Source organism: Streptomyces sp. NPDC031497, from assembly GCF_055580905.1.
Genome location: NZ_JBVIKO010000030.1, coordinates 87095 through 108904, shown reverse-complemented (window position 1 = coordinate 108904; position 21810 = coordinate 87095). Strand labels below are relative to the sequence as shown.

Below are 21810 nucleotides of genomic sequence, written 5' to 3'. Positions count from 1 at the left end.
CTACGAGTCCAGCGACGTCATCACGTGCTTGATCCGCGTGTAGTCCTCGAACCCGTACCCCGACAGGTCCTTGCCGTACCCGGACTTCTTGAACCCGCCGTGCGGCATCTCCGCGACCAGCGGAATGTGCGTGTTGATCCACACGCAGCCGAAGTCCAGCTTCTTGGACATCCGCATCGCCCGCCCGTGGTCCTTGGTCCACACGGAAGACGCCAGCGCGTAGTCGACGCCGTTGGCCCACTCGGTGGCCTGATCCTCGTCCGTGAAGGACTGGACGGTGATGACCGGTCCGAAGACCTCGTTCTGGATGATCTCGTCGTCCTGCTTGAGCCCGGAGACGACGGTCGGGGCGTAGAAGTAGCCCTTGTCGCCGACCCGCTGCCCGCCGGCCTCGACCTTGGCGTGGGCGGGAAGCCGCTCGATGAAACCGGAGACCTGCTTCAGCTGGTTCGGGTTGTTCAACGGCCCGAACAGCACGTCCTCGTCGTCCGGCTGGCCCGTCTTCGTCTCGGCCGCGACTTTCGCGAGCGCGGCGACGAACTCGTCGTGGATGGACTCCTGGACGAGGACGCGGGTGGCGGCCGTACAGTCCTGGCCCGCGTTGAAGAAGCCCGCGACGGAGATGTCCTCGGCGGCCTTCGCGATGGCCGCGCTGTCGAGGTCCTCGAAGACGACGACCGGCGCCTTGCCGCCCAGCTCCAGGTGGACCCGCTTGAGGTCCTTGGACGCGGACTCGGCGACCTGCATGCCGGCACGCACGGAGCCGGTGATGGAGGCCATCGCCGGAGTCGGGTGCTCGACCATCAGACGGCCGGTGTCACGGTCGCCGGTGACGACGTTGAAGACGCCCTTGGGGAGGATCCCGCCGATGATCTCGGCCATCAGGACGGTCGACGCCGGGGTGGTGTCCGACGGCTTCAGCACGACCGTGTTGCCCGCCGCGATCGCCGGGGCGAACTTCCACACGGCCATCATCATCGGGTAGTTCCACGGCGCGACCTGCGCGCAGACACCGACCGGCTCGCGGCGGACGATGGAGGTCATCCCCTCCATGTACTCACCGGCCGACCGGCCCTCCAGCATCCGCGCCGCGCCCGCGAAGAAGCGGATCTGGTCGACCATCGGCGGGATCTCCTCGGAGCGGGTGAGCCCGGTCGGCTTGCCCGTGTTCTCCACCTCGGCCGCGATGAGTTCCTCGGCCCGCTCCTCGAACGCGTCGGCGATCTTCAGCAGGGCCTTCTGCCGCTCGGCGGGCGTGGTGTCGCGCCAGCCCGGGAACGCGGCGGCCGCGGCCGCCATCGCCGCGTCGACGTCGGCCTCGCCGGACAGCGGGGCGGTGGCGTACGCCTCGCCGGTCGCGGGGTTGACCACCTCCGTGGTCCGTCCGTCGGCGGCGTCCCGGAACTCACCGTCGATGTAGTTGCGCAGACGACGCAGCTCGGTGCTCACTGCCGGCCCTCCAAGTTCGGGTGTCCATTGACTGAGACACCCACAGTAATCCGAGATCCCACGTTTTCAACACCCCTACGGCCGCCGCGTCTGCGAAATCCGCAAAACGGGGTACCTCAAACAACGAATTTCATCGATGCGGCCTTGCGGAACCGTCGAGACGTCGTGCACAGTGAGGTCGTGGCCAGTCGAAGCGCAGACCAGAGGGACTCGTCCCGCGAGTCCAGGAACGGCACCCCCCAGTTGGACGCCGTTTCCCTCGCCATCATCCAGCAGCTCCAGGAGGACGGCCGCCGGCCGTACGCCGCGATCGGCAAGGCCGTCGGCCTGTCGGAGGCGGCCGTGCGCCAGCGCGTCCAGAAGCTGCTGGACCAGGGCGTGATGCAGATCGTCGCCGTCACGGACCCGCTCACCGTGGGCTTCCGCCGGCAGGCGATGGTCGGCGTCAACGTCGAGGGCGATGTCGAGTCGATCGCGGACGCGCTGACCGCCATGTCGGAAGTCGAGTACGTGGTGATGACCGCGGGCTCGTTCGACATCCTCGCGGAGATCGTCTGCGAGGACGACGACCACCTGCTGGACGTCATCAACAAACGCATCCGGTCACTGCCCGGAGTGCGCTCCACCGAAAGCTTCGTCTACCTGAAGCTGAAGAAGCAGACCTACATGTGGGGAACCCGATAACCGTGAGCCAGAAGGACCTCAGCAAGACCGCGTACGACCACCTGTGGATGCACTTCACCCGCATGTCCTCGTACGAGAACTCGCCCGTCCCGACCATCGTCCGGGGCGAGGGCACCTACATCTACGACGACAAGGGCAAGCGCTACCTCGACGGTCTCGCGGGCCTGTTCGTGGTCCAGGCCGGTCACGGCCGCGTCGAACTCGCCGAGGCGGCCTTCAAGCAGGCGCAGGAGCTGGCCTTCTTCCCGGTGTGGTCCTACGCCCACCCGAAGGCCGTCGAGCTGGCGGAGCGTCTGGCCGACTACGCCCCCGGCGACCTGAACAAGGTCTTCTTCACCACGGGTGGCGGCGAGGCCGTGGAGACCGCCTGGAAGCTCGCCAAGCAGTACTTCAAGCTCAAGGGCAAGCCGACCAAGTACAAGGTCATCTCCCGCGCGGTCGCCTACCACGGCACCCCGCAGGGCGCGCTGTCCATCACCGGTCTGCCGGCCCTGAAGGCGCCGTTCGAGCCCCTCGTCCCGGGCGCGCACAAGGTGCCGAACACCAACATCTACCGCGCCCCGCTCTTCGGCGACGACCCGGAGGCCTTCGGCCGCTGGGCCGCCGACCAGATCGAGCAGCAGATCCTCTTCGAGGGCCCCGACACGGTCGCCGCGGTCTTCCTGGAGCCCGTCCAGAACGCGGGCGGCTGCTTCCCGCCCCCGCCCGGCTACTTCCAGCGGGTCCGCGAGATCTGCGACCAGTACGACGTGCTGCTCGTCTCCGACGAGGTCATCTGCGCCTTCGGCCGCCTCGGCACGATGTTCGCCTGTGACAAGTTCGGCTACGTCCCGGACATGATCACCTGCGCCAAGGGCATGACCTCGGGCTACTCCCCGATCGGCGCGTGCATCATCTCCGACAAGCTCGCCGAGCCGTTCTACAAGGGCGACAACACCTTCCTGCACGGCTACACCTTCGGCGGCCACCCGGTGTCGGCGGCGGTGGGCCTGGCCAACCTCGACCTGTTCGAGCGCGAGGGCATCAACCAGCACGTGCTCGACAACGAGAGCGCGTTCCTGTCCACCCTCCAGAAGCTGCACGACCTGCCGATCGTCGGCGACGTCCGCGGCAACGGCTTCTTCTACGGCATCGAGCTGGTGAAGGACAAGGCCACGAAGGAGTCCTTCAACGACGAGGAGACCGAGCGCGTCCTGTACGGCTTCCTCTCCAAGGCCCTGTTCGACAACGGCCTGTACTGCCGTGCCGACGACCGCGGCGACCCGGTCGTCCAGCTCGCCCCGCCGCTGATCTCCAACCAGGAGACCTTCGACGAGATCGAGCAGATCCTGCGCGCCACGCTGACGGAGGCGTGGACGAAGCTCTGATCATCGGATCAGCGGTCCGATCCGGCCCCGGTGCCGTCCGTTCGAGTGAGAACGGCGGCCCGGGGCCGTGTGCTGTCCGGGCTCGGCCCCCCGACCTGCCTAGCGTGCACGTGACCGATCGCCCCGGCCTTCGTTCCCCCGGACGGGGGATCGAAGACGGGAAAACGGATCAGAACCGAGGTGTACGCCCATGGAGGCCCCGCCGGACAACGACGTGCTGTGGGCACGCTCCCTGCACTTCTGCCACCCGGACGGCTCGCCCGGTGTCGCCGGTGTCTCGCTCGGCGTACGCGAGGGCGAGATCCTCGCCGTCAGCGGGCCGCGCGGCAGCGGTAAGACCACGCTGCTGAGGTGCCTGTCCGGTCTGGTCCCGGCGCAGCACGGCGAGGTCTGGTTCAACAGCACGGCCGTGCACCGCATGGGCCCGCTCACCCGCGAACGGCTCCGCCGCGACCGCTTCGGCTGGATCGACCCGGCGCCGACGCTGGTCCCCGAGCTGAACGTCTGGGAGAACACCGCCCTGCCCCTGATGCTGCGCGGCACCGGCCGCCGCCGGGCCAAGGTGGCCGCGCTGGAGTGGCTGGAGCGCCTCGACATCGGCGACAAGGCCCGCAGCCACCCCGCGGGACTCCAGCAGGCCGAACGTCAGCGCGTCTGCATCGCCCGCGCCCTCGCCCCCGCCCCCACGATCCTCTTCGCGGACGAGCCGACGGCACCGCTGCACCGCGCCGATCGCGCCCATGTGCTGCGCACCCTCACCACGGCGGCCCGCTCGCACGGCATCACGGTGGTCCTCGCCACGCACGACGCGGAGACGGCGGCCCTCGCCGACCGCAAGATCTCGCTCCTGGACGGGCGCCGGGTGAACACGGTCCACCTGCCGCCGGTCCCCGAAGCGGAGGGCCGGGCCGAGTGCTCGCTCTCCGTCTGACCCGCGCCGCCCGCCCGGCCGTCCACCTGCGCCGCCTCCTGGTGGCCACGGCGGCCGCCGGCACGGGCTTCCTGCTGCTGTCCGCCCTCGGCTACGCGATGGTCCACCCGACCCACTCCTCGGCCGCCCTGCTGCGCCTGTCGTGGTGTGCGATCCCGCTCGCCGCCACGGTGTACCTCGCGATCGCGGTGGCCCGCACCGACCCCGGCACCAAGCCGCGCCCGGGCCTGTCCGCCCTGGGCCTGGGCCCCGCCCGGCTGATGGCCATCGCCGCCCTGAACACGGCCCTGGCCTGCACCCTGGGCTCGCTGCTTGCCCTCCTGGTCTTCCTCCACCTGCGCGGCGACCTCACGGGCATGCCCTTCGACGGCGCGGCGAAGGACTTCCTGGCGGCGAACAGGTCCCTGCCCGTCCCGGCGGCCCTGACCCTCCTGGCCGTGCTCCCGGTGCTCGCGTCCTCGGCGGTGGCGGTGACCCTCCGCCCGAGGGACCTGCCGGGTCCGGCGGGCCGGGCGCGCATCTACGGCCGTTTCGGGGCCTACGACACAAAGGCAGGGCGCGAGACCTTCGGAGCGTACGGCCGCTTCGGCGCCCGCCTCTTCGCACCCCCGTCCCGGCCCACACCGCCGCCCACGGCCGGCCGCGCCACCGAGACGGCACAGGCGGCCGCCGTGGACGCCCCCTCCGGGGAAGGCACCCCGCAAGCGCCGGCGGGCGAAACCCCCCTCCCGGCCCCCGCGGACGTTCCTGAGCTGATCGCGGTCACGAAGTCCCCCACCGGCCTCCCCTGGGGCATCGCCGTGCTTGCCGCGGGCCTCGCCGTGGAGTCCTACGCGGGCGCCACCGAAGCCACCCCGGAGACCACCCTCCCCGGCGGCCTGGCCGCGGGCCCCGTCGGGGTCCTCGCCGGCTGGACCCTCACCGCCCTCGGCCTGATCCTCGCCGCCCCCGGCCTCACCCATCTCTGCGGCCGCCTCCTCCAGACCGCCCGCCCCGGAGCCCTCCGCCTCCTGGCCGGCCGCGTCCTGATGGCGGAGGCCACCCGCATCGGCCGCCCCCTCGGCGTCGTCTGCGCGGTGGCGTCGGCGGCCTTCGCGGCCCTCACGCTCTACGACGACGGCGGCACCCTCGCCTTCGGCCCGCTCACCACCCTCGGCGGTGCCGTGGTCGCCGGCTGCACGCTGGCCACTCTTCTGACCGCCGCCGTGGAGGCCCGCCAGTCCCGCGCCGACACCACCGAGGCCCTGCTCCGCCTCGGCGCCCCGGCCACGGTGCTGCGCAGCGCCGCGGCCCTGCGCTCCGGTGCCCTGCTGGCCCTCTTCGCCCCGCTCACCCTGCTGGTCGCCGACCTCGCCGCGCTGCCCCTCGCGCGCTGAGACGCCGTACGAAAGTCACGGGACAAGAGTGCGAATCCACCGATGACTTTCGGACCACCCCGCGGTCTGTACCCCCGAACGGCACGACACCCGAGGGAGAGACCCCCATGTACCAGCAGATGATCTTCGTGAACCTGGCCACCAACGACGTCGCCGCGTCGCGGAAGTTCTTCACGGAGCTCGGCTACCCGATCAACCCGCAGTTCAGCACCGACGACTGCTCCTGTGTCGTGATCAGCGACACGATCATCGCGATGCTGCTGAGCAGGCAGCGCTACGCCGACTTCACGAAGAAGGAGATCGCGGACTCGACGAAGACCAGCGAGGTGCTGATCTGTCTGAGCGCGGAGAGCCGCGAGAAGGTCGACGAGCTGGTGGAGAAGGCGGTCGCGGCCGGCGGCACGGCGAACGACGACGTCCAGGACCAGGGCTTCATGTACGGCCGCTCCTTCGACGACCTCGACGGCCACAGCTGGGAGGTCACGTGGATGGACCCGGCGGTGGTCGAGGGCTGACCGGCCCGGCCCCGACCGCTCCTTCGCCACGGGGCCCTACGCATCGCTCCGAATCCCTACGAACAGCTGTGCCAGCATGGGCGGGTGCATCCGACACCCGCCCAGCCTCAGCCCCACCGTGCCGCCCGCGACCGTGAGATCGAGTCCCTCGCCGAGTTCGACGAGGTCGTCGCCGCGCACGGCACGCTCGCCCGGTACCGCGTCCAGGCCGTCGACCTGACGGACCGTACGGACGTCCTGCTCACCACCGACGCCGCAGGCGCCGTCTTCCTCGGCTGCCCGATGTCGGCCGAGGCCGCCGCCCGGGTCCGCGCCTTGGGCGCCCTCGTCTTCCCACCCGTCCCGGACCTCCCCTTCGACCCCTACCGCGCCTTCGTCTACACGCCCGACGAACTGTTCGACGCGCTCGGCGACGGCTACGAGGCGACTCCGGACGCCCGTTCGTACGCCTGGTTCCAGGGGACCAAGGCGGACGGCGACATATTCGCCTCGATGCTGCGGTCGATCCACGACGACGCGGTCTCCGACGCGCTCGACGAACTCCTCGTCGGCGCCCGGGTGGTGGGCGTCATGGGCGGGCACGCGATGGCGCGCGGCACGCAGGCCTACGCCGGCGCCGCCCGGCTCGGCCGGGAGCTGGCGCGGGCGGGCTTCACGGTGGCGACCGGCGGCGGCCCGGGCGCGATGGAGGCGGCGAACCTGGGCGCGTACGCGGCGCCCTTCGACGACGGGATGCTGGAGGAGGCGCTGCGGCTCCTCGCCAAGGCGCCGTCGTTCCGGCCGTCCGTCACCGACTGGGCGCGGGCCGCCTTCGAGGTCCGCGAGCGCTGGCCGGACGGCGGGCCCTCGGTCGGCATCCCCACCTGGTTCTACGGCCACGAGCCGCCGAACGCCTTCGCCGCGCACATCGCCAAGTACTTCGCCAACGCCACCCGCGAGGACGGCCTGCTGGCCCGCTCCAACGCCGGTGTGGTGTTCCTGCCGGGCGCCGCCGGGACCGTACAGGAGATCTTCGACAACGCGACGCCCAACTACTACGAGTCACGGGGCGAGCCGACCCCGATGGTGCTCGTGGACGAGGCGCACTGGAGCGAGCGGCTGCCGGCTTGGCAGCTGCTGACCTCGCTTGCCCAGGAGCGGCCCATGGCGTCCCGTATCGCCCTGGTTGACCGGATCGAGCAGGCTTCCGAGGCACTGAAACGTCTCGGCGATTAATAAGCAGGCAAAGTCAACGCCCGTGGACCGCATATGCATTGACACTACTTACGGCACACTTATAGACCTGTGAGCCTCCCGGGGTTGCTGATGCCTCACCTCACGTTGCGTCAACTCCCCTGCAAACCCCCCGCAGTTATGCACCCAGTAAGGACAAACGTGTCCATATCCCGCCGCAGTGCACGTCGTTCCGTGCGCATCCTGGGAGTTGCCGCTGCGTCGGCCGCGCTGACGCTCGGCGTCTCCGGTTCCGCCCTCGCGTGCAACATCTCTGATTTCTCCGCCGAAGCCACCTGCGACGGCGCCAATGGCGTCATTACGGTCACCGACACCGACGCCTCCGGTACTCCTGCCACGATCACCGTCTTCCTCGAGAGCAACGGCGGCGACGCGAAGCAGGTCGGCGAAGCCCAGACCGTCAAGGGCTCCAAGGAGGGCACCCCGGTCACCTTCTCCGAGGACTGGCAGCCGAACGCGGTGTACCGCGTTCACGTCAAGGTCGACAGCGGCAAGATCCAGATCGACAAGGACATCACGCCGAACCTGACCACCTCGTCCACCGCCTGCAAGGGCGAGGAGAGCTCCAGCCCGTCCCCGTCGGATTCGGCCACGCCGTCGCCGTCGGAGTCCGCGTCCACCCCGGCCGAGTCCGACTCCCCGACCCCGTCGGCCTCGGAGAGCAGCAGCACCGCCCCCGCGGGCACGTCGGACAACGCCCCGTCCCCGGCGGTCGGTGAGTCGAACCTCGCCGAGACCGGTGCCAACTCGAACACCGGTCTGATCGCCGGCGTCGCGGGCGCGCTGGTCGTGGTCGGCGGCGGCGCCGTGTGGTTCGGCATGCGCCGTCGTGGGGCGAACAGCGGAAGCTGACGCACCCGCCTTCGTTACACCGCTTTCGTACACGTCGAGGCCCGTCCCCGTATCCCCGGGGGACGGGCCTCGGCCGTGTCCTGAAGGGCCTCAGTCCAGTACGACGGTCTCCGCCGCGTCGAACTCGACGCCCACCGCGTCCCCGGCCTCCGGTGCCTCCCGCAGCGCGCAGGCCGCCTCCAGGCGCGGGCCGTCCTGGGGCTGGAGGTGGACGGTGACATGGGTGCCCTGGAAGGTGCGGGCGGTCACCGTGCAGGGCAGTCCCGCGTCGGCCGCCACGAGCCGTACGCCCGCGGGCCGTACCAGCACGGTGCGCGGCCCCTGAGGCGCGTTCCCGGGCAGCGGCAGCTTCCCCCAGGGCGTCACCGCGGCCGAGCCCTCGACGGTCGCCGGGACCACGTTGCCGAAGCCGAGGAAGCGCGCCACGAACTCGTCGGCCGGCCGCTGCCAGACGTCGAGGGGTGTGCCGGACTGGGCGATCCGGCCGTCCCGCATCACCACCACCCGGTCGGCCAGCGCGAAGGCCTCACCCTGGTCATGGGTGACCGCGAGCACGGTCGTGCCCAACCTGCCGAACAGCTCCCGCAGTTCGACCACCAGCCGCTCCCGCAGCGAGCGGTCGAGCTGTCCCAGCGGTTCGTCGAGCATCAGCAGCCGGGGCCGGGGCGCCAGCGCCCGCGCGAGCGCCACCCGCTGCTGCTCACCGCCGGAGAGCCCGGCCACCGCCCGCCGGGCGGCCCCCGGCAGCCCCACCAGTTCCAGCAACTCGCCGACCCGCTCGGCCTGTTCCCCCTTGCCCGCACCACGCATCCGGAGCCCGAAGGCCACGTTCCCGCCCACGTCCCGCTGCGGGAACAGCTGATGGTCCTGGAACATCAGCCCGACCCCCCGGCGATGGGCCGGTACCCGCGTCCGGTCCTGCCCGTCGAGCAGCACCCGTCCCGCGTCCGGCGGTTGCAGCCCCGCCACCAGCCGCAGCAGCGTCGACTTGCCGCTCCCGCTGGGCCCGAGCACACACACCACCTCGTGCTCGGCGACCTGAAGGTCCACGGCGTCGAGCACGGCCCGCCCGCCGAACCGCACGGTGGCCTGCTCCAGTTCGAGAAGCGGCATCAGAACTCCCCCGTCCGGTCGGTCCGCAGCCGCTCCAGCACCAGCAGCGCCACCGCGCACACCACCATCAGAATCGTGGAAAGGGCCATCGCCTGGCCGTAGTTGAGGTCGCCGGGGCGGGACAGCAACCGTGCCACGGCCACCGGCAGCGTCGGGTTGTCCGGCCGCGCGATGAACACCGTCGCCCCGAACTCCCCCAGCGACACCGCGAAGGCGAACCCGGCCGCGACCAGCAACGCCCGCCGCACCATCGGCAGATCGACCTCCCGCCACACCCGCCACGGCGAGGCCCCGAGCACGGCCGCCGCCTCCCGCAGCCGTCCGTCCACGGCACGCAGCACGGGCAGCATGGTCCGTACGACGAACGGCGCCCCGACCAGCGCCTGGGCGAGCGGCACCAGAATCCAGGACTGCCTGAGGTCCAGCGGCGGCTTGTCGAGGGCGATCAGGAACCCGAAGCCGACGGTCACCGCGGACACCCCGAGCGGCAGCATCAGCAGCGCGTCGAAGCCCCGTACCAGCCGCCCCGCGTCCCGCCGGGCCAGCGCGGCGGCGGCGAGCCCGCCGATCACCACGGCGATGGCGGTGGCGGCGACGGCGTATTCGAGCGAAGTGACCACCGACTGGACGGGCGCGACCAGAAAGGTGCCCCCGTCGGCGTCACCCAGCGCCCGGTAGTAGCCGAACCCCCCGTCGAACGACCGCCGTACCAGCACGGCCGGCGGCAGCACCAGGAGCACGGCGACGGTGGCGAGGACCCCGCCGAGCAGTGCCCACTGCCCGGCCCCGCGCGGCCGGCGTGCCGTCACCGACGGGTCCACCAGCCGCAGCGCGCTCTCCCGCCGCCGTACCGTCCACGCGTGCACGGCGAGGATCGCGCCGACCGCCACGAACTGCACGATCGTGAGGACGGCGGCGGTGGAGAGGTCGAAGATCTCGGAGGTCTGCCGGTAGATCTCCACTTCGAGGGTGGAGAAGGTCGGCCCGCCGAGGATCTGGACCACGCCGAAAGAGGTGAAGGTGAACAGGAAGACCATCAGCGCGGCGGCGGCCACGGCGGGCGCCAACGCGGGCAGGGTGACCTTCCGCCACGCCTCCAGCGGCGAGACGCCGAGCATCCGCGCGGCCTCCTCCTGCCGTGGGTCCAGTTGGGCCCACAGCCCGCCCACGGTCCGTACGACGACCGCGTAGTTGAAGAAGACATGCGCCAGCAGGATGGCCCAGACGGTGGTGTCCAGTCGTACGCCCCACAGCTCGTCCAGCAGTCCGCCGCGGCCGACCAGCGCCAGGAACGCCGTACCGACCACCACCGTCGGCAGCACGAAGGGCACCGTCACCACGGCCCGCAGCACCTGCTTGCCCGGGAAGTCGAGACGGGCGAAGACATAGGCGGCCGGCAGCGCCACCAGCAGGGTGAGCGCGGTGGAGGCGAGCGCCTGCCAGGTGGTGAACCACAGGACGTGCCGGATGTCGGACTGACCGACGACGTCGGCGATCCGCCCGAACCGCCACGCCCCGTCGGCCTTCAGCCCGCGCGTGACGATCGCCGCGACCGGCCAGGCGAAGAAGACGGCGAAGAACGCGACGGGCACGGCCATCAGGCCGAGCCGCGCCACGCTCCCGCGCCGGGCTGCTGATTGACCACGAGCTGCTTGAGTACGTGCTACTTGAGTACGAGTGACGTCCACGTCTTGACCCACTGGTCACGGTTGGCGGCGATCCTGTCGGGCGCCATGGTCTCGGGGTCCGCGGCGGCGGGACCGTACTTCGTGAACTCGGCGGGCACCGCGGCCCCCTTGACCACCGGGTACACGAACATGTTCAACGGCATGTCCTCCTGGAACTCCTTGGAGATCAGGAAGTCGACGAGCGCCTTGCCGCCCTTGGTGTTCTCGGCGTTGCTCAGCAGCCCGGCGAACTCGATCTGCCGGAAGCAGGTGCCGGTCGCGACACCGGTGGGCGCGGTGCTGGGCTTCGGGTCGGCGTAGATGACCTCGGCGGGCGGGGAGGAGGCGTACGACACGACGAGCGGCCGGTCGCCCTTCGCCTTCCTGCCGCCGGCCGAGCCGGAGAACTCCTCGTTGTAGGCCTGCTCCCAGCCGTCGACGACCTTGACGCCGTTGTCCTTGAGCTTCTTCCAGTAGCCCTGCCAGCTGCTGTCCCCGTACGCGGCGGCGGAGCCGAGCAGGAAGCCGAGCCCCGGCGAGGAGGTGGCCGCGTTCTCGGTGACGAGGAGGTTCTTGTACTGCGGCTTGACGAGGTCGGCGTAGGACGTGGGTGGGGTCAGCTTGTGCTTGCTGAAGTAGGCCTTGTCGTAGTTGACGCAGATGTCGCCGTAGTCGATGGGGGTGACCCGGTGCTTGCCCGCGTCGAGTTGGTAGTCCGTGCCGACCTGGTCGAGGCCCTTGGCCTGGTACGGCTGGAAGAGACCGTTGTCGAGGGCGCGGGAGAGCAGGGTGTTGTCGACGCCGAAGAAGACGTCGCCCTGCGGGTTGTCCTTGGTCAGGATCGCCTTGTTGACGGCCTGGCCGGCGTCGCCGTCCTCGAGGACTCTGACCTTGTAACCGGACTGCTTCTCGAAGTCCTGTAGCACGGTCTTGGAGACGGCCCATGAGTCGTGGCTGACCAGGGTGACGGTCTTGGAGTCGGTCCCGGTACCCGACGACGAACACGCGGACAGCGTGACGAGACCGAGCCCCACGGCCGCGGCCAAGAAGGTCCTTGTGTGCACTGGTGTTTTCCTCCTGGGGTGGACCAGGAAGAGACGCGGCCCTGCCCAGAGGATCTGATCTTCTGGGCAGGGCGCAACAGCTTGAGTGATGACCGAACTTCCTACCCAGAATGACCTGGGCGAGGTTCAGAGGGTCTGCGGCCCGATTGCCGCACTCTCAGCGCTGTGGCGCTCCCCTGTCGGAATATGAAGATGTACCTGCGGCCCTCAGATTACCGCTCGGTGGCCGCGAGCTGACCGCAGGCTCCGTCGATCTCCTGACCACGGGTGTCCCGGACGGTGACGGGCACCCCGTGCGCGGCGATCGCCTCGACGAACGCCTTCTCGTCCTCGGGCCGCGACGCGGTCCACTTCGAGCCCGGCGTCGGGTTCAGCGGGATGAGGTTGACGTGCACGGGCTTGCCCTTGAGCAGGCGGCCCAGCCGGTCCCCTCGCCACGCCTGGTCGTTGATGTCGCGAATGAGGGCGTACTCGATCGACAACCGCCGCCCGCTCTTCTCGACGTACTCGAACCCGGCGTCGAGCACCTCGCGCACCTTCCACCGCGTGTTCACGGGGACGAGGGTGTCGCGCAGCTCGTCGTCGGGGGCGTGCAGGGAGATCGCGAGCCGGCACTTGAGTCCCTCGTCGGCGAACCGGTGGATGGCCGGCACGAGCCCGACCGTCGACACGGTGATCCCGCGCTGCGAGAGGCCCAGCCCGTCCGGGGCCGGGTCGGTCAGCGCCCGGATGGCGGTGACGACCCGCTTGTAGTTGGCGAGCGGTTCGCCCATCCCCATGAACACGATGTTGGAGAGTCGCGCCGGACCGCCGGGCACCTCCCCGTCCCGCAGCGCCCGCATCCCGTCCACGATCTGGTGGACGATCTCCGCGGTGGACAGGTTCCGGTCGAGGCCCGCCTGCCCGGTCGCGCAGAACGGGCAGTTCATCCCGCACCCCGCCTGCGAGCTGATGCACATGGTCACCCGGTCCGGGTAGCGCATCAGCACGGACTCGACGAGCGTGCCGTCGAACAGCCGCCACAGCGTCTTGCGGGTGGTGCCCTCGTCGGTCGACAGATGCCGTACGACGGTCATCAGCTCGGGGAACAGCGCGTCCCGCAGCCGGTCCCGGGAGCCGGCCGGGATGTCCGTCCACTGCTCGGGGTCGTGCGCGTACCGCGCGAAGTAGTGCTGCGCGAGCTGCTTGGCACGGAACGGCTTCTCACCGATCTCGGCCACCGCGTCCTTGCGCTCGGCAGGCGTGAGATCGGCAAGATGCCGCGGCGGCTTCTTGGCTCCGCGCGGCGCGACAAAGGTGAGTTCTCCGGGCTTGGGCATGGTGGTACCAGTGTCGCAGATCCACTTGGGTGACCTGCGGCTCACGGAACACCGGGGACGCACGCGGAGGGCACGCCTGGCCTTCTTCCGGTCGTGCAGGGCACGGACGGCACCCCTGGGCGTTGAAGCCTGGTCGGTCTTGAACGACCGCTCACGCCCAGATCGATCGGTCGTGTTCATGTCGCGCGGTCGGCCGACCTGTCGCAATCTGATGATGTGACGCACCGCGAAGCCAGACGCTGGCCATCGTGGAAGCCCCGAACGCCTGGCTCTGCCGAACGGTCTCGCTTGGTATGGGTTGGAGCTGCTCTGTTGTGCGTGAGCGTGGCTTTGCTCACGGTGGTCGTCTTCATCACCCGGCCCGATCAAGGGCTGGGCGGTTCGACGCAACCCACCGCTACGTCGACCAGCGGAGAAGCCACTTCACCGAGCGCCACTCCACCGGAAAGCACTCCGCCGGGAGCTACGCCACCCGGTGGCGGCGGCGCGGGCCCGGGCTCGGAGTCGCCGTCACCCATTCCGGCCATGACGGTAACGGTCACCGAAACGGTCCGGCTCCGGGATGCCGGCGACGCGTCGTCCGCCGGCAAGTCGGGAGCGGATCCCTCCGCGATCATCACCTCGGTCGCGGGACTGATCACCGCTGGAGTGGGGGCCGTATCGTTCGCCGTGGGAATGATGAAGGACCGTCGACGGCCTGGCGGACCGTGAAGACCACGCCATGCGATGCGCGCGGCCCCGCGGGCTAGCGCGGACCCGCGGGCTGCCGGTGCGCCCGACAGATCCCTCGCCCCCGCCGCTCTCGCCGGCTCCCGTCCCGTCCGCCGTCGCCCCAACCATCGCGGAGCGGGCGAGGTCCTCCCTGGCGTTCCGTTCAGGCGGAGCGCGCCACTGTACGAACGCCGCCCTGGACGCCGTGGGTCGCGCATCGCTCCGTTTCGGCCGCCTCGGTCACCACGTCACGGGCAGGGTGCGCGGGCCTCGGATCAGGCCCTGGCGCTGGAACTCGACCTCCTCGGCCGGCACCGCCAGGCGGATGCCGGGGAACCGGGTGAGGACCGAGCCGATCATGATCTCGGCCTCCATACGGGCCATGATGGCGGCCATGCAGTGGTGCGGACCGTGCCCGAAGGCCAGGTGGGGGCCGTCGGTGCGGTCGAAGTCCAGGTCGTCGGGGTCGGTGAAGACCGCGGGGTCGCGGTTGGCGGCGACATACGCGTTGTAGATGACCTCACCGGCCCGGATCAGCTGGCCGCCGACCTCGACGTCCTCGATGGCCACCCGCGGGATGCCGACACCGTTGCGGTGCGGGACGTAGCGGAAGAGTTCGTCCACGGCCTTGGGGAGCAGCTCCGGCTCGCGGCGCAGCCGCTCGAGGTGGCGGGGATGGGTGAGCAGCGCGTACATCATCGAGCCGCTGTTGTTGCGGACCGCGTGACCGCCGCTGACCTGGATCGCGGTGGCCAGGGAGATCGCCTCGTCGTCGGTGATCTCGTCGGCCTCGGTGGCCAGCGCGAGCACTCCGGCGAGGTCCTCGCGGGGCTCCTCGCGGCGGTGCTGGAGCAGTTCGGCGATCCGGGCCCGCGTGGTCCGGGCAGCCTCCTTGGCGCGCTCCTCGGAGTCGGGCCCGGCGGACAGCAGGGCCTCGCCGGTCGCCGCCCAGCGGTGCCAGTCCTTCTCGTCGACGCCGAGGAAGTCACGGATGACGGCGATCGGGAAGGGGCCGTGCAGATGCTCCATGAGGTCGGCCGGCGGCCCGGCGGCCGCCATCACGTCGAGCAGTTCGGCGGCCCTGCGCTCGGCCATCGGCCGCAGCCGCTGCATGGCCCGCCCGGTGAAGGCACGGGCGACGACCCGGCGCAGCCGGTTGTGCCGGGGCGGGTCGATGTACTGCAGGCCCGCCGTCTGTGAGGCGACGGGCTCCGGGCGCATGCTGGTGACGTCGCGGCCGACGACCTGTTCCCGGGAGAAGCGGGGGTCGGACGTGACGAAGCGGCAGTCCTCGTACCGGGTGATCAGCCAGGCGTGCCCCTCGCCGTGCGCGAGCTTGATCCGGGCGACCGGTTCGTCCCGCAGCATCTCGTCGAGGAACGGGTCGGGGTCGAGGGCGGGCAGGTCGTCGACGGGCCAGAACCGCACCGCAGGAGGCGGGGTCTGGGGCGGGGTGGAGGCAGGGGCCGGGTCGAGGGGCATGGGCACACTCCTGCGCGTCGGAGACACAGCGTCCTCACAGGGAGTGTGCCTCCCACCGGACTGACCATGCGATTTCTGCTGCGTCATCCGGGGCCGACAAGCCGATGAGCCCCCGCCCTGTGAAGGACGGGGGCTCGACTACGACAGGTGTACGTCAGCCGCTGCCGACGAAGAGCACCATCAGCAGCCACACCACCGGAGCCGTCGGCAACAGCGAGTCCAGGCGGTCCATGATGCCGCCGTGGCCCGGGAGCAGTGTGCCCATGTCCTTGATGCCCAGGTCCCGCTTGATCATGGACTCGCCGAGGTCGCCGAGGGTGGCGCTGGCCGCGACCGCGAGGCCCAGGAGCAGGCCCTGCCACCAGGTGCCGTCGTCGATCAGGAACTGCATGCACAGCGCGCCCGCGGCCATGGCGAACAGCACCGCGCCGACCAGGCCCTCGCGGGTCTTGCCGGGGCTGATGCGCGGGGCGAGCTTGTGGGTGCCGAAGCGCCAGCCGACCGCGTAGGCGCCGGTGTCGCTGACCACCGTGAGGAGGAGGAAGGTGATCACCCGGCGGGGACCGTCGTCGGCGGTGAGCATCATCGAGACGAAGGTCGCCAGGAACGGAACGTAGAACGCCGCGAAGAGGCCCGCCGTGACGTCCCTGAGATAGCCCTCCGGCGGTTCCGTCATCCGCCAGACCAGGACCGCCAGCCCGGTGAGTGCCAGGGCGACCCAGGCCCCCTCGGCACCGCGGGCGTAGCCGGCGACCACCATCGCCGCGCCGCCGAGCGCCAGCGGGACCAGGGGCGCCTTGATGCCCTTGCGCTCCTGGAGCCGGCTGGTCAGCTCCCACAGGCCCACCACGACCGCGACCGCGACCACGCCGACGAAGACGGCCTTGACGACGAACAGGGACGCCACGATCACGACGCCCAGTCCGACGCCGACCCCTATGGCCGCGCCCAGGTCCCGACCCGCGCTCTTCTTCTGCGGCGCGGGGGCCGGCTGCGGGGCGTCGGGCATGGGCTCCGGATTCTGCGGCGCCGCCGCATGCGGCAGAGGCTGCGCCGACGAGGTGTCGTTGCGGTACGTCCCGTCGCGGGACGTACCGTCCTGGAAGGTCTCGTCGCGGAACAGGGGGCCGCTCAGCCGAGCGGCCCCCCGGTCGTCGTCCTGGTCTCCGCCGTACGGTGGTGCGTCGTCGGGCACGATGGGCATGGGGCGAGTGTGCTGCGCGTCATGCGCATCGTACGCGGGACCCGCCGGGGCGGCTCCCTGGACGTGCCCCTGGCCATAGCCATGGGCATAGCCGTGGTCGTACCCCTGGCCGGGAGCATGGTCGTACCCCTGACCGCGGCCGGAACCGTCGGCGTACCCCTGGCCCTGGACAGGACCCTGGTCGTACCCCTGGCCGGAGCCCTGATCGGTCGGACCCCAGTACCCGGCCGGTGAGCCGGCCTGCCCGGCCTGCGGACCGGCGTGCGGCGGCGCTCCCCAGGATGAGTCGTTCATCAGACTTCGAGAAGCTCCGCTTCCTTGTGCTTGAGGAGCTCGTCCACCTGCGCGACGTACTTCGCGGTGGTGTCGTCGAGCTCCTTCTCGGCGCGACGGCCCTCGTCCTCGCCGACCTCGCCGTCCTTGATCAGCTTGTCGATCGCGTCCTTGGCCTTGCGGCGGACGGAGCGGATGGACACCCGGGAGTCCTCCGCCTTGCTCTTGGCGACCTTGATGTAGTCGCGGCGGCGCTCCTCGGTGAGCTCCGGGAACACCACACGGATGATGTTGCCGTCGTTGCTCGGGTTGACGCCCAGGTCCGAGTCGCGGATCGCCTGCTCGATGTTGCGCAGCGCGCTCTTGTCGAACGGGGTCACGACCGCCATGCGCGGTTCCGGTACGGAGAACGAGGCCAGCTGGTTGATCGGCGTCGGCGCACCGTAGTAGTCGGCCACGATCTTGTTGAACATCGCCGGGTGCGCACGACCGGTGCGGATCGCGGCGAAGTCCTCCTTGGCGACCACGACCGCCTTCTCCATCTTCTCCTCGGCTTCGAGGAGGGTCTCTTCGATCACCACTTGCTCCTGCGTGTCTTGAGTAAGGCCCGGCTGCGGTTCCTGTGCGGGCGGCGGCCGGCTGCGTCGCGTCTTCTTTCCTGCACGTTTCCCGACCGGCAGGACATTGTCCATCCCCCGGTCAGGGTGCGTCAGGCGGTGCCGGTCAGGCCCGGCCGCCCTGGTCACCCACCAGCGTGCCGATCTTCTCACCCTTGACGGCCCGCGCGATATTGCCCTCCGCGAGCAGCTCGAACACGAGGATCGGCAGCTTGTTGTCGCGGCAGAGCGTGATCGCCGTGGCGTCGGCGACCTTGAGCTCGCGGGTGATGACCTCGCCATAGCCGAGGGAGTCGAACTTGACGGCGTCGGGGTTTTTCTTCGGGTCGGAGTCGTAGACCCCGTCCACGCCGTTCTTGCCCATGAGCAGCGCCTCGGCGTCGATCTCCAGGGCACGCTGGGCGGCGGTGGTGTCGGTGGAGAAATACGGCATGCCCATACCGGCGCCGAAGATGACCACGCGGCCCTTCTCCAGGTGGCGCACGGCGCGCAGCGGGATGTACGGCTCGGCGACCTGACCCATGGTGATCGCGGTCTGCACCCGGCTGTCGATGCCCTCCTTCTCCAGGAAGTCCTGGAGGGCGAGGCAGTTCATCACGGTGCCGAGCATGCCCATGTAGTCCGAGCGGGCCCGGTCCATGCCGCGCTGCTGGAGTTCGGCGCCACGGAAGAAGTTGCCGCCGCCGATGACGACGGCGACCTCGGCGCCGTCGCGGACGACGGCCGCGATCTCACGGGCGATCTTGTGCACCACGTCGGGGTCCACGCCCAGGCCGCCGCCACCGGCGAACGCCTCTCCGGACAGCTTCAGCAGAAACCGGCCGCGTACTTTGCCGTCGTCGCTCTTCTGAGCCTTGGTGGTCATGGAGATCCCGCCTCTTTCACGTGGTGCACATACGAAGAAGGCCATTGCCGATGGGGTCGCTTTTCGCTGCCCATGCGCGGCAATGGCCTCCTCGTCAGATCTGCTGCCGTCCGTCACGACCCTGGGTCTGGCCGGGTACCCGGACGACTGCTGTCGACCGACCCTACCGGGATTTCCCCGCGGGTCGCGCGTCGATCGCGGTACGGACTCAGATGCCGACCTTGATGCGCGTGAAGCGCTTCAGGGTGACACCGGCCTCGTCCAGAACCTTCTGGACCGACTTCTTGTTGTCGAGCGCGTACGGCTGGCCGAGCAGCGTGGCGTCCTTGAAGAAGCCGTTCAGACGACCCTCGACGATCTTCGGGAGCGCGGCCTCGGGCTTGCCCTCGGCGCGGGTGGTCTCCTCGGCGATACGACGCTCGGACTCGACGACGTCGGCCGGCACGTCCTCCTTGGAGAGGTACTTCGGCGCGAAGGCGGCGATGTGCTGGGCGACGCCCTTGGCGATCTCGGCGTTCGGCTTGTCGAGCTCGACGAGGACACCGATCTGCGGGGGCAGGTCGGGCATCGTGCGGTGCATGTACGCGAGCACGAAACCGTCGGCGTACTGCGCGAAGCGGTCCAGGACGATCTTCTCGCCGAGGTTGGCGTTGGCCTCGTCCACGAACGCCTGGACGGTCTTGCCGGGCTCGATCTCGGAGGCGAGCAGGGCGTCCAGGTCCGCGTAGGTGGACTTGGCGACGTGCTCGGCGATGGTGTTGGCGGCGGCCTGGAACTTCTCGCCCTTGGCGACGAAGTCCGTCTCGCACTTCAGCTCGACGAGGACGCCGGAGGAGTTGTCGTCGGCGATGATCGAGACCACGGCGCCGTTCTCGGCGGAGCGGCCCTCGCGCTTGGCGACGCCCTTCTGGCCCTTGATGCGGAGCGCCTCGACAGCCTTGTCGACATCGCCCTCGGCCTCGTCCAGGGCCTTCTTGCAGTCCATCATGCCGGCGCCGGTGAGCTCACGGAGCTTCTTGACGTCAGCGGCGGTGTAGTTCGCCATGAGTCTGTAAGTCTTTCTCGAAGTCTGGAAGATCGAAGATCTGCACGTCTGCGATCCACATGGATCCCATGTGCGGATTCCACCTGTAGGGGTGGATCGCGGACCGTTGGCTGACCTACGGGTGAACGGTGGGGGCGGACTTCATGGCACCGCCCCCACCGTCAACGCTTCACCGGACGGTCAGGCCTGCTCGGCGTCCGCGGCCGGAGCCTCGGCGGCGGGGGCCTCGGCCTCGGCGGCCGGAGCCTCGACAGCGGCCTCGGCGGCGGCCGGAGCCTCGGCCTGCTCCGCGTCGGCGACCTTCTCGGTCTCGGCAGAGGTCTGGACCTCGGCCTCGTCCGCCTTCTTCTCGCCCTCGAGCAGGTCGCGCTCCCACTCGGCGAGCGGCTCGCCGGCGGCCTTCTCGCCCTTGTCACCGGTGGCGACACGGGAACGGGAGATGAGGCCCTCGGCGACCGCGTCGGCGATCACGCGGGTGAGCAGGGTGACGGAGCGGATCGCGTCGTCGTTGCCCGGGATCTTGTAGTCGACCTCGTCGGGGTCGCAGTTGGTGTCGAGGATGGCGACGACCGGGATGTTGAGCTTCCGGGCCTCACCGACCGCGATGTGCTCCTTCTTGGTGTCCACGATCCAGACGGCGCTGGGCACCTTGGACATCTCGCGGATACCACCGAGGGTCTTCTCCAGCTTGGCCTTCTCGCGCGACAGCACGAGAAGCTCCTTCTTGGTGAGACCGGACGCGGCGACGTCCTCGAAGTCGATCTGCTCGAGCTCCTTGAGGCGCTGCAGACGCTTGTAGACGGTGGAGAAGTTGGTGAGCATGCCGCCCAGCCAGCGCTGGTTGACGAAGGGCATGCCGACGCGGGTGGCCTGCTCGGCGATGGCCTCCTGCGCCTGCTTCTTCGTGCCGACGAACATGACCGTGCCGCCGTGGGCGACGGTCTCCTTGACGAACTCGTAGGCGCGGTCGATGTACGACAGCGACTGGAGCAGGTCGATGATGTAGATGCCGTTGCGCTCCGTGAAGATGAAGCGCTTCATCTTCGGGTTCCAACGACGGGTCTGGTGACCGAAGTGGACGCCGCTCTCCAGCAGCTCCCGCATCGTGACGACGGCCATGGCCGTATCTCCTTGAAGTTCTCGGTTGTGCCGCGGGTACCGGACGGCTCCCGCGCCTGACGCCCGTTTGCGCTGTGCCACGAAGGACCGAGAAGCGCTGACCCAGATCGTTTGCCGACCTGGTGTCGGGGCGTGCGAAGTCGACCCGGTGACCCGGATCGCCAAAGGAAGTGTACGGGACCCGCGAGGCACCGGGTGACGCCGCCGTCCACAACCGGTGAGTAGTCCACAGGTACCGGCCATGATCGGCGGTTTGCGGGACGGTTCGGTCATGTGGGCGATGCGACGAACGATGCGGTGGATGTGGGCGGCGACGGTGCCGCTGCTCCTGGCGGTGGCCGGGACCTGGGCCTGGACCTGGAACCGGGCTGTGGCCTGGGCGGCCGATCCCCCGCCCCCTCCCGCGACGGTCCCGGCGATCGGGCGTGCCTGGCCGGTGGGGGTACGGCCGCCGGTGCTGCGGGGCTGGGAGCCGCCGGCGACGGTGTACGGCCCCGGGCACCGCGGGGTCGATCTGGGCGCCGCGCCCGGCGCGGAGGTGCGGGCGGTGGCGGCGGGCCGGGTCTCTTTCGCGGGGCGGGTGGCCGGGCGGGGCGTGGTGTCGGTGCGACTCGCCGGGACGGATCTGCGCACGACGTACGAACCGGTGACGGCGCAGGTGAAGAAGGGGGAGGAGGTGACGGCGGGGCAGGTGGTGGGGACAGTGGAGCGGCTGGGTGCGCACTGTGGTGCGCGTGCGTGTGTGCACTGGGGGCTGCTCAGGGGGGACGTGTATGTGGACCCGTTGCTGCTGCTGCCGCCGTGGTTGCTGAACGGGGGGCCGTCGAGACTGCTGCCGGTGCTGGGGGTTCCGCTGCCGGAGGGGTGACGGGGGGGGCGCGCGAGTGCGGCCGGACGGTGGCTGGTCGCGCAGTTCCGCGTGCC

Annotated in this window: 19 protein-coding genes; 8 read left to right on the top strand and 11 right to left on the bottom strand. The window is 70.2% G+C overall.

The annotated features are described in order from the left end of the window. Entirely contained in the window at positions 1–1449 is a 1449-nt protein-coding gene (locus tag ACZ5K7_RS40920; RefSeq protein ID WP_351712470.1) for a gamma-aminobutyraldehyde dehydrogenase, read from the bottom strand. Between the two features lie 165 nt (positions 1450–1614). Between ACZ5K7_RS40920 and ACZ5K7_RS40915 the strand changes: the two genes are divergently transcribed. The 7 genes from ACZ5K7_RS40915 to ACZ5K7_RS40885 all read left to right on the top strand — a co-directional run bounded on the left by ACZ5K7_RS40915 (position 1615) and on the right by ACZ5K7_RS40885 (position 8407). Beyond that, positions 1615–2133: an Lrp/AsnC family transcriptional regulator gene (locus tag ACZ5K7_RS40915; protein ID WP_351712472.1), complete on the top strand. Its 519-nt coding sequence runs from the start codon at positions 1615–1617 to the stop codon at positions 2131–2133. Next, the gene (locus ACZ5K7_RS40910; protein WP_351712474.1) at positions 2118–3500 is read left to right on the top strand and encodes an aspartate aminotransferase family protein; all 1383 of its coding nucleotides are present in this window, start codon (positions 2118–2120) and stop codon (positions 3498–3500) included. The genes ACZ5K7_RS40915 and ACZ5K7_RS40910 overlap by 16 nt, the downstream gene beginning before the upstream one ends. A 190-nt stretch (positions 3501–3690) precedes the next feature. Further along, complete coding sequence (locus ACZ5K7_RS40905) at positions 3691–4431, top strand: ABC transporter ATP-binding protein (protein ID WP_351712476.1); 741 nt, start codon at positions 3691–3693, stop codon at positions 4429–4431. After that, complete coding sequence (locus ACZ5K7_RS40900; RefSeq protein WP_468922239.1) at positions 4413–5807, top strand: hypothetical protein; 1395 nt, start codon at positions 4413–4415, stop codon at positions 5805–5807. The genes ACZ5K7_RS40905 and ACZ5K7_RS40900 overlap by 19 nt, the downstream gene beginning before the upstream one ends. Positions 5808–5914: 107 nt before the next feature. Beyond that, positions 5915–6322 carry a VOC family protein gene (locus ACZ5K7_RS40895; protein WP_351712480.1) on the top strand — a complete coding sequence of 136 codons (408 nt, stop codon included), beginning with the start codon at positions 5915–5917 and terminating at the stop codon, positions 6320–6322. Between the two features lie 84 nt (positions 6323–6406). After that, positions 6407–7537: an LOG family protein gene (locus ACZ5K7_RS40890; protein ID WP_468922236.1), complete on the top strand. Its 1131-nt coding sequence runs from the start codon at positions 6407–6409 to the stop codon at positions 7535–7537. 138 nt (positions 7538–7675) lie between these two features. Next, a complete protein-coding gene (locus ACZ5K7_RS40885) occupies positions 7676–8407 on the top strand; it encodes an LAETG motif-containing sortase-dependent surface protein (protein WP_351712484.1) in 732 nt (243 codons plus the stop codon). Positions 8408–8497: 90 nt separating this feature from the next. On the opposite strand, the gene ACZ5K7_RS40880 is transcribed toward ACZ5K7_RS40885, so the two are convergent. The 10 genes from ACZ5K7_RS40880 to rpsB all read right to left on the bottom strand — a co-directional run bounded on the left by ACZ5K7_RS40880 (position 8498) and on the right by rpsB (position 20886). Beyond that, positions 8498–9520, bottom strand: a complete 1023-nt coding sequence (locus ACZ5K7_RS40880; RefSeq protein WP_351712486.1) for an ABC transporter ATP-binding protein — start codon at positions 9518–9520, stop codon at positions 8498–8500. After that, entirely contained in the window at positions 9520–11118 is a 1599-nt protein-coding gene (locus ACZ5K7_RS40875) for an ABC transporter permease (RefSeq protein ID WP_468922232.1), read from the bottom strand. The genes ACZ5K7_RS40880 and ACZ5K7_RS40875 overlap by 1 nt, the downstream gene beginning before the upstream one ends. A gap of 65 nt (positions 11119–11183) precedes the next feature. Beyond that, positions 11184–12251 carry a thiamine ABC transporter substrate-binding protein gene (locus tag ACZ5K7_RS40870; RefSeq protein WP_468922229.1) on the bottom strand — a complete coding sequence of 356 codons (1068 nt, stop codon included), beginning with the start codon at positions 12249–12251 and terminating at the stop codon, positions 11184–11186. Positions 12252–12463: 212 nt separating this feature from the next. Next, entirely contained in the window at positions 12464–13570 is a 1107-nt protein-coding gene (gene rlmN, locus ACZ5K7_RS40865) for a dual-specificity RNA methyltransferase RlmN (RefSeq protein ID WP_351712492.1), read from the bottom strand. 951 nt (positions 13571–14521) lie between these two features. Beyond that, positions 14522–15763, bottom strand: coding sequence for a cytochrome P450 (locus ACZ5K7_RS40860; RefSeq protein WP_468922225.1), 1242 nt, complete (start codon positions 15761–15763; stop codon positions 14522–14524). Positions 15764–15917: 154 nt separating this feature from the next. Further along, positions 15918–17261: a phosphatidate cytidylyltransferase gene (locus ACZ5K7_RS40855; RefSeq protein WP_468922223.1), complete on the bottom strand. Its 1344-nt coding sequence runs from the start codon at positions 17259–17261 to the stop codon at positions 15918–15920. Further along, a complete protein-coding gene (gene frr, locus ACZ5K7_RS40850) occupies positions 17261–17818 on the bottom strand; it encodes a ribosome recycling factor (protein ID WP_351712500.1) in 558 nt (185 codons plus the stop codon). Before frr ends, ACZ5K7_RS40855 begins: the two co-directional genes overlap by 1 nt. Before the next feature lie 145 nt (positions 17819–17963). After that, positions 17964–18722 carry a UMP kinase gene (gene pyrH / locus ACZ5K7_RS40845; RefSeq protein WP_351712502.1) on the bottom strand — a complete coding sequence of 253 codons (759 nt, stop codon included), beginning with the start codon at positions 18720–18722 and terminating at the stop codon, positions 17964–17966. A 208-nt stretch (positions 18723–18930) separates the two neighbouring features. After that, positions 18931–19767 (bottom strand): translation elongation factor Ts, encoded by an 837-nt coding sequence (gene tsf / locus ACZ5K7_RS40840; protein WP_351712504.1) that lies wholly within the window; start codon positions 19765–19767, stop codon positions 18931–18933. 180 nt (positions 19768–19947) lie between these two features. Continuing rightward, entirely contained in the window at positions 19948–20886 is a 939-nt protein-coding gene (gene rpsB, locus ACZ5K7_RS40835; RefSeq protein ID WP_351712506.1) for a 30S ribosomal protein S2, read from the bottom strand. 241 nt (positions 20887–21127) lie between these two features. On the opposite strand from rpsB, the gene ACZ5K7_RS40830 reads away from it, so the two are divergent. Next, positions 21128–21754 carry a murein hydrolase activator EnvC family protein gene (locus ACZ5K7_RS40830; protein WP_468922217.1) on the top strand — a complete coding sequence of 209 codons (627 nt, stop codon included), beginning with the start codon at positions 21128–21130 and terminating at the stop codon, positions 21752–21754. The last annotated feature ends 56 nt before the right edge of the window (positions 21755–21810 follow it).

Excerpts from the sequence above, each read along its gene's own strand:
- ACZ5K7_RS40830 (WP_468922217.1), top strand. The coding sequence starts at position 21,128 with ATGATCGGCGGTTTGCGGGACGGTTCGGTCATGTGGGCGATGCGACGA.
- ACZ5K7_RS40860 (WP_468922225.1), bottom strand. The coding sequence starts at position 15,763 with ATGCCCCTCGACCCGGCCCCTGCCTCCACCCCGCCCCAGACCCCGCCT.
- ACZ5K7_RS40880 (WP_351712486.1), bottom strand. The coding sequence starts at position 9,520 with ATGCCGCTTCTCGAACTGGAGCAGGCCACCGTGCGGTTCGGCGGGCGG.
- ACZ5K7_RS40885 (WP_351712484.1), top strand. The coding sequence starts at position 7,676 with ATGCACCCAGTAAGGACAAACGTGTCCATATCCCGCCGCAGTGCACGT.
- pyrH (WP_351712502.1), bottom strand. The coding sequence starts at position 18,722 with ATGACCACCAAGGCTCAGAAGAGCGACGACGGCAAAGTACGCGGCCGG.
- ACZ5K7_RS40905 (WP_351712476.1), top strand. The coding sequence starts at position 3,691 with ATGGAGGCCCCGCCGGACAACGACGTGCTGTGGGCACGCTCCCTGCAC.
- tsf (WP_351712504.1), bottom strand. The coding sequence starts at position 19,767 with ATGGCGAACTACACCGCCGCTGACGTCAAGAAGCTCCGTGAGCTCACC.
- ACZ5K7_RS40895 (WP_351712480.1), top strand. The coding sequence starts at position 5,915 with ATGTACCAGCAGATGATCTTCGTGAACCTGGCCACCAACGACGTCGCC.
- ACZ5K7_RS40875 (WP_468922232.1), bottom strand. The coding sequence starts at position 11,118 with ATGGCCGTGCCCGTCGCGTTCTTCGCCGTCTTCTTCGCCTGGCCGGTC.
- ACZ5K7_RS40855 (WP_468922223.1), bottom strand. The coding sequence starts at position 17,261 with ATGAACGACTCATCCTGGGGAGCGCCGCCGCACGCCGGTCCGCAGGCC.
- rpsB (WP_351712506.1), bottom strand. The coding sequence starts at position 20,886 with ATGGCCGTCGTCACGATGCGGGAGCTGCTGGAGAGCGGCGTCCACTTC.
- rlmN (WP_351712492.1), bottom strand. The coding sequence starts at position 13,570 with ATGCCCAAGCCCGGAGAACTCACCTTTGTCGCGCCGCGCGGAGCCAAG.